Here is a 14114-nt window from a genome sequence, read left to right on the forward strand (position 1 = left end):
GGTCATGGAAATACTCCCGCGGCCGACAAGCCAGGACGATAATACCGGCCCCCGTATGTGGGTCGACGAGGCGATATGGGGTCACCGGCTCTATGACGAGCAGACGCCATGGCTCACCATGCTCGAGTTTCTTTGCGTCCTGCACGCCGAGCATACCCACGGGCGGGCCCTACGCGAGGAGACGCTGAACGGGTTGTCATACAGGCCGCAACAGCAACTTCGCCTCCGCAATCTGCTGTTTAACAATCCGCATATCGCCACCGTGCTGGGGACAGATCAGTCCGATGATGCGATGTGGTCTACCTGGCTGAGACTGATGCAGGAGAACGCCGGCGGCCTAGACAGTCCCGACTTCGCCTACCTGCGCGACCGCTTCGAAAGCTTATATCGGCGAACACATCGGCTACCTGAGAAAGATGGTGGATGACACCAACCCGGCGCCAAACATCACCAGTTCCATAGGCCGCGGATGGCTACTTTTCTCCGACTTCCTGCCGAGACACTACCCATCCTTCAAGGAGGAATTCTCTGAAACAACCGGCATGACGTTCGAACAATATTTCACGTGCATCTGCGGGTTGACGACGTATGTCAGCCTGGGCAACGAGATGGAAGGCCGCACCCAGAACATCAACACGGTCGGCGCTGCTACGCGCTACCGCGGCGTCTTTCCGCATTACATGGCGCTGGACTCGCAGACGCCTGAGGAATTGGCAACGGCATCCGCCGGCACGCAGGCCGACTTCGAGAGGGCGATGTGGCAACGTCCGATCATACGTTTCCCCAACGATGCATCGGTCATCGCGGACCCTGTTTGCTTTACGGCAAAATTGTCGATCAGCCGCTGTTCTGCCCGCTGCAGGGCCATCCCGAGAGAGCAAAGGCACTTTTCGGAGCGTTTGGGGATGCATTCGAGGAATACTCGAATGAAATCCTCCGGCGCATGTTCGCCACCCCTCATTTCAATCTCAAGAAAATGGACGGGAAGACTACCGTATTCGAGGTCGACGCGCTGATCGCGGAGGGGACTTCTGCGTTTGTGTTCGAGACAAAGGCCAAGTTCCTCAACGAAGACCTGGTTTCCGGAAACGCTTACGCGGGGTTCGTCGAGCACCTCCGGGAGAAGTACGTAAGTCGCGGCAATGCCGTCTGGCAGCTGGCAAAAATCACCGCCGCGATGTCCGCGGACAACTGGAGGACAATGCCAGCCGAGCTCAGCGTGGCAAAACGAATCTTTCCGATCGTGCTCACCCACGACATCCGGATGGACAGTCCCGGAACGGGAATGTTCCTCGACCAGGAAATGAAGCGACTGAACGCCGACCTTCCCAGCGACGAGAGAGTTCAGCGCCTGATCGTCCTGACAGTGAATGACTTGGAGCTACTGGAGGGGGCGATTGCTTCCGGCCGTTTATCGCTGACCGATCTGCTGTCGGGGTACCTCGCGGAACTGGTCAATGTCGATCCGCTGTGCTCCTTTCACAACTACGTGGCGCACTCTCCTTACGCCGACCAAATGCAGCCGAGTGCAGTGGTTCGAGAGAGAGCAGGTGAGATCATCCGAAACGCCCAAGAGGTTCTGTTCCCGAAGGACAAAGAGCCCTAGTCGAACGAACTTTCGGCAAGTCAATTGTGATCCCCCGCAACATCTTCCTTGCCGCCGGTCGCCACGATCCGCAGCGCGCCGTCCGGAAGTGGCCGCTGCAGCGCCTTCGCCTCGTCCCAGGAGGCCCGGAGCCAGACTTCGTGCTCCTCGGGCGTCGTCAGGATGACCGGCATCGCCTTCGGATGCACCCTGCCCACCTCGGCATTCGGCTCGCAGGTCAGAAAAGCGAAGATGTCGGTGGTGACCTCGCCTTCCTTCATCTTCCGGACGCTGGTCCAGATTCCAGCAAAGCACAGCAGCGGTCTCGTCTCATCCAGCGCGAACCAGACCGGCACCTTCTTGCCGTCGATCGTGTCGAATTCCGAAAAAGACGTGAACGGCACCAGGCAGCGGTTATCTGCCCCCAGCCATCGCTTCCAGTGGCCGCTCGATACATTGCGAATGTTGGTGGTGCCGCCGTCGGGCTCCATCCGCAGCAGTTCCTTGAAATCGACCGCCTTGCCCTTGGCCTCGAGCTTCTGGGCGCGCTTCTTCGTCGCGTCCATCAACGCCTTCTGCGAAGACGGCATGCCCCAGCGCGCCATGGCAAGTTCGCGCTCGGCGCCGGCGTTGCGAACGATCGGTGCCAGATAGTCCGGATAGATGCCGGGCATGGACGCCAGATTGCCGGTGCGGTCGTGCTGCGGCCCGACCTTGAACAGTCGCCGGATGGCGTCGACGTTCCTGGTCATCGAGTAGAGATTGCACATGCTCCAATTATAAGGTTTTTTCTGTTGCTCCGTCTGCATCCTAGATAGTTTGCTGGCGTCACAATAATGGGGACATGAGAAACCTGCACTATGATCCTGCTTGCGGCGCGATTCCGCCCATGGGACGATTCTTCCCGCGAGATTTCTGCTTTCAAGCCATTGGCATTCCCTAGTCTCTTTCACCCTCACCGAAGTATGGAATGAGCAATTTCCTTCATTGGGTGCAGATCGACGCGACGGCGGCCGCGAAGGCCGAGCGTGCGCTCGATGGCGAGCAGGACGGCGAGGTACGTGATGAGATCGGATTCATGGCGATCCATCATGCATTCGCCAACCGTTTCTTCCCTGGCACTTCCGTCCTCCACACCCGCCTCCGCTATCTGTTTTTCGTACCCTGGCTGATGCAGCGTGTGGCCGGCGACCGGAGCGCCGTATCGCTTTCGGATCGATTGAAGCGAGCGGAAGCCGGCGCCAAGGATCAACTCAAGGAGCATGGGAGTCCAAGAGGCATCATCGGCCGCCGCTCCCCGCCACGGCAAATTCGCAGTCAGCTTCCATCCATCGTGTACTGGAACGCACTGCAGCAATGGGGTTTTCTACGACCCCATTCCGATGGGACATACCCGAGCCGACTTGAAGCGCTGAAATCACTTGCCGACATCCTTGCCTCGGAAAAGCGCAACTCCCGTGACGATGATGGTGTGTCTGTCGACGATTTAACCAATCCCTTCGTCGATGGCCTGCCGCCTGCTTGCAAGCAAATCGCCGCCAGCAGCGGCGCACTGGCCTTCGATCTGGAGAAGCGCGAAAAGCGCTTTCTCTTCGAGGCGATCTCAAGCTCGTCATCACCGGCCCGCGACAGTATTTTTGCCAGGCTGCTCCGTTCGGACGCTGATATTCCCGAACCCGGATCGAAAGGCTACGACCTCGGGACGGAATGGCCCGCATGGATTCGGGAAGTCTGCACTGTCGAGGAACGAAAGACTCTCAAAATAGCGTCTGACGCGGCTGCTCTCGCTTGCATCGGGCGGGCGGTCTACGCAGCACTCGTTCAAACCCTAAGGCAGAAGGACGGAAACAACTCCGGGGACCGGGATCATTGCGAATTGCTCGTTAAAGCAATTGATGATTACCGCTCGGCAGCCTGCCGTCTTGTGATCAAGGACCTGAAATCTCTCTTTCCCGATCAACCGTTTCCGGAACCGGTCATCAGGGTCCTCACCAAAACCCAGAACTGGCTTCAGAACGGCCGCCGCTCACAGTTCATGGACCTGCGGAAAGACTACTCCGACGCCGAAACCCCGCGCAAACTAGCGAAGTCGAGGCTTCGCCCGATCGACCGACAGCGGCGGCTGGAATGGGACCCCGATGAGTTCAGCCCGGCGGCTCCCCTGCACTACAGGATCGGCGTGGTGCACCAGCTTGTGTGGGATATGCGGTCGTGAGCGAGCATCTTCCACAGCAGTCGCTGCTTGATTGGCTGCGCCCTGATACGGGCTTCCAGACAGATATCGCACTTGTTTCGACTTATTCGGCTTCCGCCGGTGTCCTGGCCAGCCTTCTGATCTCGCTGGCAGGATTCGAAGACGATCCTTCGGACGCCGGATCGCGTGCGACTAGGGTTAAATTCGCCAAATCGGTTCTTCAACTGAAGGGGCGCGTCGCCATAGCCATGCAGGCCGGGCGGCTATTCTGCCCACGGAGAGGAGGCAAGGCCGTTGCCTTGCTTGATCGGTTCATCAAGGACATGCCCTACGACGAACGCGTCAAGGGCGGGCAATCCTGGCACCCGAAATGCGCGATCGTTCGATATTCCGATGGGAAGTCTTCGTCCGGAAAATGGCGACTGTGGCTCGGTAGCCGTAACCTTACCCGCGACACATCGTGGGACCTCGGTCTTTCTCTTGACGGCTATGAAATCGACTCGGACGCAATGGACGGCATGAGAATTCCGTCGATCGCGAGCATGGCCAAGAAACTTGCCGCAGAAGCCGGCCAGTCCGAGCGATGGCAGGACCCCCTCAAAAAGCTGCGAAACGTCCAGTGGGAGGTACCGCGAGGACTGGTCGTCGAAGAAATCTCCCTGATGCTACCCCAAGATGCTGACCGTGACTTCCCACCCTGTCCGCCGGGAGTGCGCCGCGTGATCGCAGTCGCTCCTTTCCTGGATGTGATGACGCCTAAACGCGTCGGGACGTGGGGAGACGACGCGGAGCGTATCCTGGTCAGCACCGGGACCGAGCTCAATCGGACTTCCAAAGGAAAAGCCGACTATTTCGAGGATAACGGCTTCAGCTTCGTCGGCGATTTCCCGGCAGTAGCGGAGGAAGGCGAGCAGGATGCCATTGATATCGATGAAGCCGGTATCGATCCCCAGACCAGTTCCGGCCTGCACGCAAAATTTCTTTGGGCGGAGCATGCCAGAGGCGCAACCATGTGGCTTGGCAGCCCCAACTTTACCGGGCGGGCCTGGAAGAAGAACGCAGAGATCTTCGCGCGCTTGTCAATCGAATCGAGAGGCTCGGCAAAGGCCGCCACCGCCATAAAGGAAGGCGTCGAGTCGTTCGTCCTGATGGCTCCGGAATTTGCCGCTTTGCCCGCCAAAACTAACGATGATTTGGACGACCCCCTCGAACTTGCGCGAAACGAAGTTGCGGCATTCCTCATGAACGCAAGTCAAAAACTTTCCCCTGACTGGGACAGCGTCGAAATTCAATCTCCGGAGATGCCACACCCCACAAACGAAAGGATTGTCCTGAAGGTCGGATCCCTCGCTGACGATCCAAGCCAAATGATCGAGTGGCAGCGCGGATCCAGGAGTGTCCGCTTCCGTCCGCATAATCCTCTGGCAGCCAGCCATCTGATCCGCGTCGCCCTGGAATGCAAAGGCATTCCATCGGTAACCTGGCTTCAATCAATTCCTATCCAGGGACTCCAACAGGACAAGCGCGACAAGCTTCTGCTTCGCCAATACCTGAGCGACGACCAGTTGCTGGCCTGGATCTATCAGGCCCTGACTGGAAATTCGGAGGGCGCCGAAGGCGGTCCATGGGACGATGATGACCCACACACGTCTGCCAACTGGCGCAGTCGAAAGCGCAAGGGACTTGCCCCGACCTTGGAAGACATGCTGCGGGCCTGGCTGAAAAATCGATCGGCATTCGACCAGATCGACGAAATCATCGAGATCTTCGAATGCGGGGGCCAAGCTGACGGCGGTTCGCCAATAGTTTCCTTCAAGGCTTCTCTGGCTCTGATCAAGCAGACCCTCAACGAGCCGACGGCGCAATGATCAAAGCAACCGCCTTTCAGAAAGAAACTGTAGAGGTCGCATGCCATGCACTGCGAAACCCATCCGGCTCCCGACGATTCCTCGTCGCCGACGAAGCGGGGCTTGGAAAGACGGTCGTAGCGCAGGGCATTATCAAAGAGTTCAGCAGTCGAATTTCTCACGGATCAAAACGCGCCTCGCGGGTAATGAACGTCATCTACGTCTGCTCGAATCTAGCCATCGCGCGCCAGAACCAGGACCGCCTGCTCGGCTTTCTCACCAAAGCTGGCCGGCAGGCGGCGATCGTAGAAGAAGACAGATTGAGCCTCACGCTGCTCCCTCAACGATCAAAAAACGGTCCGCAAGTCTCCATTCGACTTTATGCGGTCACTCCGAAGACCTCTCTTCTGGACTCCTCCGGTCGCGGAAAGGGCGCGGGCGGCACGACGAAAGAACGCGCCTTGTGTTACATTCTCACAAGGCGAGCCCTGGGCTTCGAGATCAAAGGACTCCGGAAGGCTCTTGCGCTGCGAGTGTCGGTCGCTCGATTCCGCGCCTCGGTCAGGGCAATCGAACCGGACGGCTATGACCTGCCCTCGGAGACCGTGGAAGAGTTCAAGAAGGCGCTCCGTAGATCTCTTTCCTTGAGCGCTAAACAGCGTCTTGCTCCGCGCATCAAGCAGCTACTGGAGAACCGCGCCCCCGAACTGGTCCGGCACATGCGTCTGGCGCTTGCCAATGTCGCCATAGCAAAGATCAATCCTGACCTTGTAATATTTGATGAGTTTCAGCGCTTCGACGACCTGATTGCGCCTGAATCAGAATCGATCGCCACCGAAAAAAACAGAGATGACGAAGATGCTGGCTTTTGTGAAGAAGCAAGCCGCCTGCTTCAGTCACTCCGCGGAAGCGGGCGCAACCGCGCTTTGCTCCTGTTGTCGGCCACACCGTGGATACCTTACCGCAGCAGAGCGGAGCTCAATCCAAAGTCCAGGAATTCCAACGACGGATTCGGGGAAGTCGTCAAGTTTCTCTACGGTACCGCTGGCCGTTCGGAGATCGAAAAGATCGCCGCCTTGCTGATCGAGAGAAGGGAGTTACTGACTGCAGCACCCCTCAATTGGAATGAAATCGACCGCAACCACGACGAGTTGCTGTCGCTGCTGACGCCGGTCATGGCAAGGACCGAGAGGCGCCGCGAATCCACGGATACGGCGTCCTCAAACGGCGCCTCCACGCTGAAAGCCGAATTGAAGGTCGATGACCTCAAGCAATTCAAATCCTTCCATGAATGCGTCGAGAAAGGGAAGAAGAAGCGCACCGCCAATGGACACGCCTCGAAGAGGGAACGTGACACGGAAATGCTGGTGCCACTCTGGAACTCCGTGCCATTGCCCATGCAATCACTGGGGCCGAAATATCTTCTGTGGTCGCGGGCCCGCAAGTTGGCAAGCGCAGCGGGTATCGAACCGGACGACGTCGAGCGGATGCGTTCTCAGTCGTTTCCTCACCCGCGGCTCCGAGCCCTGATCGGTCACATCAAGCCGGAGAAACTCGCTCTTCCATGGATTGCTCCGTCGCACGCATGGTGGCCCCTGGTCGGCGGCTGGGAGCGCGAATCCGCCCGCAGCGGCAACGGAACGCACGGTGGAGAAACTCCGTCGATCGACGGAAAGCTTCTTGTCTTTGCCAGATTTAGGGCTGTCGTCCCAGCGGTTGCCGGATTGATCAGCTATAGCGTCGAGACTTCGACATATGGCCGCACGAAGGGGCGGGCACGCTCCTACAAGCGGGAGAGCGACTCCCATCTTGTTCGACTTGATGCTGCCTCCTCATTTGAGCTCTTCCACCCCTGTCCATTCCTCATCGAGGCGGATCCGATTTCCGACCGACTGAAGGTTGGCAGCGTCGATGAAGCCTTGTCGAGGGCTCGCCGCACCTTGGAGCGTCATCTCAAAAGCAAAGGTGTGGCGGTCGTCGCGAGCAAGGAGAAGAGCAGAACGCCGTCCTCTCTCATCGCTGGCATCGAAGCGCAGACAGGCACCTGGGAGGCTTCGAAGGCGGCGTGGCTGAGCCTGGAGAAGCATCTGCCTGAGCGTCCTGCTCCACTTAAATCGATTACCGACGCCGAATTGCAATTGCTCACTCATCTGGCCGTCAGCAGTCCCGGTGTGGTTCTAGGCCGAGCCATTCGACGTCATTGGAAAAGAGCCGTGCGGGACAACTTCAGCGGTATCGTGAGCGCTTCCTGGAAGGGCCTTCGAAGCCGCTTCGACGAACCTTGGATCGGCCGAGCACTTCGCAGGCCGCAGGAGTCCTTCCCGGACGCCGTCAGACGCGCTGTGCTGGATGGAAACCTTGAGGCGACCCTGGACGAGCACTTCTGGTTCATGACGCAAACGTCTCCTAGCGGCGGAGAGGATCTGATTCAGGAATTTGCAGACGCCATTTCCCTGAACAGGAGTTCAATCCAGCTTCATTACGGCGAGAAATCCGCCATCCGCTCGCCCTTGAGACTGCGCTGTCACGTTGCCGCGCCTTTCACTCGCCCCGACCACACCGACGAGGAGCGGGTCCGCCCTGACGAGGTGCGGCGTGCTTTCAATTCGCCCTTCTGGCCCCACGTGCTGGTAACGACATCAATCGGACAAGAAGGCCTCGACTTTCATCCGTGGTGTCAAACCCTGCTGCACTGGGATCCACCCCCGGGCCCGGTTGCACTCGAGCAACGCGAAGGGCGGGTGGATCGGTACGCTTCTCTCGCCATCCGACGCGCAATTGCCAAAGATTCGGGAAACGAAGACGCCCGGGGCTCGCTCAAGGCCAGTCCTTGGGAAAACATCGCAAAGCGCGCGGTCGATGCGACCACCGACCGCAGCGGGCTTCAGCCTTGGTGGATATACGGGTCCGCACGTCCGCTGCACTTGCGTTTCGATCTGGCAACCAGCGAGATCTCCGAACGTTGGAACCAGGCCCATGAGGAACGTGGTCATTACCGCCTAGTGCTGGGTATGCCCAATCAAAACGATCTACTGGGCGAACTCAAGTCGATGAAGGAGCTCGACCAGGCTTCCTTGACGCGTGCGTGCCTGGATTTTTCTCCAATCAGCCGATCCAACAAAAGTTACGAGTAGCCGGCTGCAAAACCGGAACGCGTTACTCGGCTTTCACGTTCGCTCCGGGCCGGCTTGCGACGTCCAACAGCGTCCTCAGCGTCCAATGGATGCTTGGATATACGCTCACGACATGTTGCCAGGTGAGGTCGATGCCATCGAGATGCTTGCCCCCCTTCTTGTTGAAGACGTCCAGATTGTCGAGCTCGTGGAGGACAGAACGCAGCCGGTTTTGCTCCTCCGTGCTCCAAAAGTCGTTCCCCCGCGCCAGCGCTTTCTTCGTCATGCCGATCAGTTGGCCGAGCGGCTTGCCCTCGCCGCCGGAGCCGCCAAGGACGGCAAAGGCGCGCCGCAGGAAGCGCTCCGCAACCCGCGACCAATTGACGATCATCGTATCGAGCGGCTCTTTCTCTCTTTCAAGCTGTCGCAGACGGCGAAGCCTGACAAAAAATATCTCGGCCTTGAGAAGGCTTTCCTTTTCTTCCCTGTCGACTGCATCCCATAGCCTGGGCGAGAACTGGTCCCGCAAGTTAGCCTCAAAATCCTCCGGCGGCGCAGTGTCCACTAGCGGGAGCCAGGAAAGGATGGCATCGACGTCGCGACGGGCATGCTCGATGGCTTCCCGCTTCAGCACGCCAAGAGCCGCATACGTGCTAGAGCGGTGATCCCCGGGCAAGGCAGTGATGAAGCGGGCCAGGCCGACGTGGTCCGGCAAAGGCACCCGCAGGTAAAGCGTGCAGAAAAGCAGCCAGCAGCCGATCAGCATATCGCAGAGCGCGTGATCGTCCCGCTGGACTGCGTTCGCGACCGCCTCGGGAAACGTGATCATATCCGGATTGTGTTCGCCTACCCAGTAGCACTGCGGCGGGTACGGGCCGTCCGTGTCATTATAGTCGCCATCGGCACCGAGCAGCCTAAACAGATCCGCGGCCTCGGGTGCCTCTTCCGCGAGCCGCTCCATCATCTTGCTTCCAGGCTTGAACAGGCTGCCGTGCAATGGAAGCGGACCAGTCGGATAAACCGCATGACCGCCCTGCATCATCTGCTCCAGGGTCGTGGCAAGCAGCGGCTCCAGCACGTCCGCGTTGTCGGAATGCACGTTGGTCCAGTAGACGTGGGAAGGGTCGTAGACCAGACGAAACCTACTTTCGCCGTCGGACTGCGCCTTGAGCCAGGTCCGCAAATCCGAGGTCGCGGGCCGGCCATCGTCCATTCCCTTGGGCAATCTTCGAAGGACCTCCGAAATGGCCTGCCCCGTCTCGATATCGAGATTTTCGAGGTCGTCGGCCAGCGCTCCGAGGATTTCCACGGCCAGCACGGCATCGAGACGATCGGCATTCGATCCCTCGAAGAGCGGCGCCAAAGACACGATTTCCTTGATGGCCTCCGCGCTCATGTCGACATCGACATCGCCGGCCCAGATCTCGATCAGCCGCCCGAGCCTCCCTGCGGCGCCGGGATCCAGTTTCGCAACGGCCCGGCGAACAAGATCGATCACCGCTTGGCCGTCTTCGGGCGATGCAATGCCATAGCGCGAGTAATCGTGCGACGGCTTGAACCAGAGCGAAAGCCGACCGGCCAGCCGGGAAAACGGATCGGCCTCGCCAAGCCTTTGGGAGACATCTGAGAGCTCGGCCGCCGCAAAGCCGATGATGGTGTCGTTAAGCAGCCGCCGGCGATCGGTCACGGGGAACGCCGAAAAGACCTTGTCTTCTCGGCTTCGCCGCCGACGGTCGAGACCATCGACGATGCTCGTCAGCGTCTGGGACAGTTTGTCGTCCATCATTCCGGCAAGGCGAACTGCATCCGGATGCGGTTCGGGCCAAGTCACCCGTTCGAACCTGGCACGCGACGGAACGAGCAGCGCCAAGGCGCAGACCTCCATCGGGCCGATTCCAATCTGGGCGGCGGTGGCTTCGAGTCTGGCGGCGACGATCTTTTCGCGATCGGTATCCTGCAACGCAGCAGCCAGCGCGAGCAGGCCTTCCTGCCAGGTCGCAAATGGTAGTGAAAGCGTGTCGACGGTAGCCAATGGCCGATCCTCTGTCACATCGTGACAAGGGTAGCGGAGCCATTCCAGCAGCGCAAACATCGCCTGTCCAAAGCCGACAGGAAAGGCGTGGCTGCTGCGGCTGACCGGCCGTTGCATCCAGAATCCGACTCACTCAAAACGCACGACAGCTACGAAAGAGCGCTAGAATGGATCGTAAGGAATTCACCCGCAAGGAGTTATACGACCTGGTCTGGTCTAACCCCATGTCAAAATTGGCCAAGCAGTTCGGGATGTCGGATGTCGGCTTGCGGAAGATATGTGTCAAGCATGAAGTGCCGACACCGCCTTCTGGGCTATTGGGCGAAACTACAGCATGGCAAGAAAGTCAAACAGACGCTCCTGCCTGCGGTTTCAGAAAATGTCAGCGACCAAATTTTCGTACACGTTCATGCTTTGCGGCAGTTGCCAGAAGAAGTCGTCGCCGCCGCGTCGAAAGCCCGTGAGTCCGCGTCCGAGATACTTGTTCAAGCCGAACTGCCAGTACGTCCGCACCGGGTGACCATCGCCACAAAGCGTGCGTTAAGGGCTGTCAAGGCCGACCATGAGCAATTTCTGAAGACGCCGGAAGAGCCGGGCGTCGTTATGGCGCAGATCGGTAAAAGCAACATAGGCCGGGTGCTATCCATCATTGAGGCTCTTACGAAATACCTCGACGGTCTCGGCCACAAAGGCGTCGATGCCAAGGATGGCCTGGATTTCGTCATCGATGGCGAAAAGATGCGGCTGTCGTTTGGTGAAACGAAGGGCAAGGAGGCCCATCGGCCGACCACAGCTGAACTCGCCAGGAAAGCAGAGTGGGAGCGCGACCGGCTCCGATATCCGACGCTCTACAGAGAAGACAAACGGCATTGGGCGCAATGGGATCACTTTCCCGCTGGCAGGCTGTCGCTCACGCTTTCAAACCCTGCAGAATTTCGCTGGTCAAAGGAGCGCGTCCTGGGTCGGTGGTATGATCGCAAATCGGTCAATCTCGAGAAGCAGTTGCGCGAGGTCGTGGTCGGCATGATCGCAGGCGCCGTCGTGATCCGGCGTAACCGGCTGGCCGCCGAGGAACGTGAGCGGATCCGGCAGCAACGCATCGAGCAATATCATAGGGAGCAACGGCGCCTCGAACGGCTCGCAAAGCAAGAGGCCTTCATCGAAGAAAAGGCGAAGCAGTATGCAAGGCTCCGGCAGATACAAGCGTTCGCCGACCACTTGGCCAATCAGGAAGCCGCCAACTACGCTGGCTCGTCCCTGATAAAGGCGGTCGCGACGCAGATAATCGAAAGCCTCGGCTATCGCCTGTCGGCAGAGGTGTTGAACCAGGAGATAGTCGAGCTTGGACTTTATACAGATGATGATCGCTTAGGTTAGGAACCTAGCCGGCCGGCATGACGCCGTTCTGGCGTTTCCGCTGACCTTAGTGCTGATTTTTCAATCGAAAAGTTGGTAGCTTGGGGCTCGAAAAACGACCTAAAAACACGTAACGTTTCAATACCTTACGAGATCGAATCATTCTTAAAACGAAAAACAGGCGAATCGAGTCACTCTTAAAGGGGAAACCGAGTCATTCTTAAAAAGCGGCCCCACGTAATATCAAGCACTTAGCCGAGTCACTCTTTCGTAGTCCGTACAGAGGGCGCCAGACTAAGCCCAGGCGCGGCCAGAGCCGGTGTGGCCCTGAAGCCGCCGGCCGACTTTGCTGACCATTATAGTTTTTGATGGGGCCATAGCTGTCGATAGTTCGATCAGGCCTCGTTAAGCTTTTGCTCATTCAAAGTTTACCCAATTTTGATTCTTTTGTTCACGACGATGGCCTGCATGTCCGGCACGATTGGCGATGAAAACGAATTCATTGGACGATACCGAAGAAGTTTGCCCGCCGACCAGGAAAGCGGCCTGCAGGGCTTTCGATCCTTATCGAGAGATTCGCATCCGCGACGACGGTGGACCTTTGCTGAAGCGACGAATGCGGCAGGCTGCGCGAGTGGGAGCGGTCGCACTCTTCGTTGCCGTGGCATCCGGTTATCAAACGTCCGCCCAAGCCGGCACATCGACCGCAAATTTGACCGTTCAGATCACCATCACGGCGTCTTGCACAATCAACGCTGCGACGCTCAATTTCGGGAGCGTGGCAGGAACAACGCTCGCGACCACCTTGCAGTCGGGCAGCACAACCGTCTCGGTCACCTGCACCAATGGCAGCCCCTACTCCATCGCCATGGACAACGGAGCAAATGTGTCCGGCAGCCAGCGGCGGATGACGAATGCCGGTAATTTTATCAACTACAATCTCTATACTGATTCAGCTCATACCAACCCCTGGACCACGGCCACCAGCAGCACCACCTGCACGACCACGAACGGCTGCTTTCTCGGCACCGGTAACGGATCGGCGCAGACGGTCAACATTTACGGCACCGTTCCCGCTACCGGCACCGCACCGAGCACCGGCACCTACACGGACACGGTGGTCATGACCATCACCTATTGAAGAAGGGGCCGCGGCAGCGGCCCGCTGTTCCGTTGCATCTGCGTATCGACGAAACGCCTTCCTGGCGCACGATTTCGAAAATCGATTGGGCATCGCGATGCATCAAAATTCGACTCTACTGGCCGCGTTTGCTGCAAGCCTGGCATGCATGGAGGTTGCCCATGCCACCGCGCTTCGCGTTGAACCCGTTCTCCTAGAACTGAATGCGCCGGCGGCGGCGGCTTCCCTGACGCTGCGCAATGACGAAGATGCCGACGTCGAGGTCCAGACCCGCGTGCTTCGCTGGTCGCAGTCCGACGGCAAGGAGAGTCTTGAACCGACAACCGATGTGGTGGCATCACCTCCGGCCGTCAGGATGGCACCTCATTCAGACTACGTCGTGCGGGTTGTGCGGGTGTCGAAACAGCCGGTCAATGGCGAAGAAAGCTATCGTGTCATCGTCGACCAATTGCCGCGAGCGGGCGGCAGCCAGGGTCGCAGCGTCAATCTTTTGGTACGACAGTCGATCCCGGCATTTTTTCGTAGCCGCGAGTTCAGTCGGCCACAAGTTAACTGGGCGCTCCGTACTGAAGCTGGCCAACTAACCGTCGTGACCAGCAATGCCGGCGACGAGCGGCTACGCATCGCAAACCTGCGGCTTAGGGATTCTTCGGGAGCTACCTTGTCCTTTGGCAACGGTCTCCTCGGCTATGTCCTCGGACATTCCTCCATGAGTTGGGCCACGCCGAAATATCCTCGCGGCTTTGGATCTGGCGGATCCATCTCCGTCACGGCGGAAACGGACAAGGGCCAGACTCATGCGGTTATTGAGTCGCCGACTCGGCGGTAGAAGAGGCTCCGCGCTTG

At 58.7% G+C, this 14114-nt stretch carries 10 protein-coding genes; 8 read left to right on the forward strand and 2 right to left on the reverse strand.

Annotation, left to right across the window (positions count from 1 at the left end; translation table 11 throughout):
• Window positions 1–4 precede the first annotated feature (4 nt).
• On the forward strand, window positions 5–427 hold the full coding sequence (locus tag AAFG13_RS15655) for a hypothetical protein (RefSeq protein WP_342712552.1): 423 nt from the start codon (window positions 5–7) through the stop codon (window positions 425–427).
• Between the two features lie 330 nt (window positions 428–757).
• Complete coding sequence (locus tag AAFG13_RS15660; protein WP_342712553.1) at window positions 758–1606, forward strand: hypothetical protein; 849 nt, start codon at window positions 758–760, stop codon at window positions 1604–1606.
• A gap of 20 nt (window positions 1607–1626) precedes the next feature.
• Here the strand turns inward: AAFG13_RS15660 and AAFG13_RS15665 are convergent, their stop codons facing one another.
• Window positions 1627–2355, reverse strand: a complete 729-nt coding sequence (locus AAFG13_RS15665) for an SOS response-associated peptidase family protein (RefSeq protein ID WP_342712554.1) — start codon at window positions 2353–2355, stop codon at window positions 1627–1629.
• A gap of 200 nt (window positions 2356–2555) precedes the next feature.
• On the opposite strand from AAFG13_RS15665, the gene AAFG13_RS15670 reads away from it, so the two are divergent.
• Genes AAFG13_RS15670 through AAFG13_RS15680 form a run of 3 tightly spaced genes read left to right on the forward strand, consistent with a single transcriptional unit; the run spans window position 2556 to window position 8760 of the window.
• Complete coding sequence (locus AAFG13_RS15670) at window positions 2556–3800, forward strand: DUF6361 family protein (RefSeq protein WP_342712555.1); 1245 nt, start codon at window positions 2556–2558, stop codon at window positions 3798–3800.
• Window positions 3797–5647: a hypothetical protein gene (locus AAFG13_RS15675; RefSeq protein ID WP_342712556.1), complete on the forward strand. Its 1851-nt coding sequence runs from the start codon at window positions 3797–3799 to the stop codon at window positions 5645–5647. Before AAFG13_RS15670 ends, AAFG13_RS15675 begins: the two co-directional genes overlap by 4 nt.
• On the forward strand, window positions 5644–8760 hold the full coding sequence (locus AAFG13_RS15680; protein WP_342712557.1) for a hypothetical protein: 3117 nt from the start codon (window positions 5644–5646) through the stop codon (window positions 8758–8760). The genes AAFG13_RS15675 and AAFG13_RS15680 overlap by 4 nt, the downstream gene beginning before the upstream one ends.
• Before the next feature lie 22 nt (window positions 8761–8782).
• On the opposite strand, the gene AAFG13_RS15685 is transcribed toward AAFG13_RS15680, so the two are convergent.
• On the reverse strand, window positions 8783–10888 hold the full coding sequence (locus AAFG13_RS15685; RefSeq protein WP_342712558.1) for a hypothetical protein: 2106 nt from the start codon (window positions 10886–10888) through the stop codon (window positions 8783–8785).
• Between the two features lie 162 nt (window positions 10889–11050).
• Here AAFG13_RS15685 and AAFG13_RS15690 point away from each other — a divergent pair, with 162 nt between their 5' ends.
• From AAFG13_RS15690 to AAFG13_RS15700, 3 genes are all read left to right on the forward strand, one after another.
• Window positions 11051–12148: a hypothetical protein gene (locus AAFG13_RS15690; RefSeq protein ID WP_342712559.1), complete on the forward strand. Its 1098-nt coding sequence runs from the start codon at window positions 11051–11053 to the stop codon at window positions 12146–12148.
• 481 nt (window positions 12149–12629) lie between these two features.
• Window positions 12630–13268, forward strand: a complete 639-nt coding sequence (locus AAFG13_RS15695; RefSeq protein ID WP_342712560.1) for a spore coat U domain-containing protein — start codon at window positions 12630–12632, stop codon at window positions 13266–13268.
• Window positions 13269–13353: 85 nt separating this feature from the next.
• A complete protein-coding gene (locus AAFG13_RS15700) occupies window positions 13354–14097 on the forward strand; it encodes a molecular chaperone (protein WP_342712561.1) in 744 nt (247 codons plus the stop codon).
• Window positions 14098–14114: the final 17 nt, after the last annotated feature.

Source organism: Bradyrhizobium sp. B124 (genome assembly GCF_038967635.1).
Classification (GTDB): domain Bacteria; phylum Pseudomonadota; class Alphaproteobacteria; order Rhizobiales; family Xanthobacteraceae; genus Bradyrhizobium.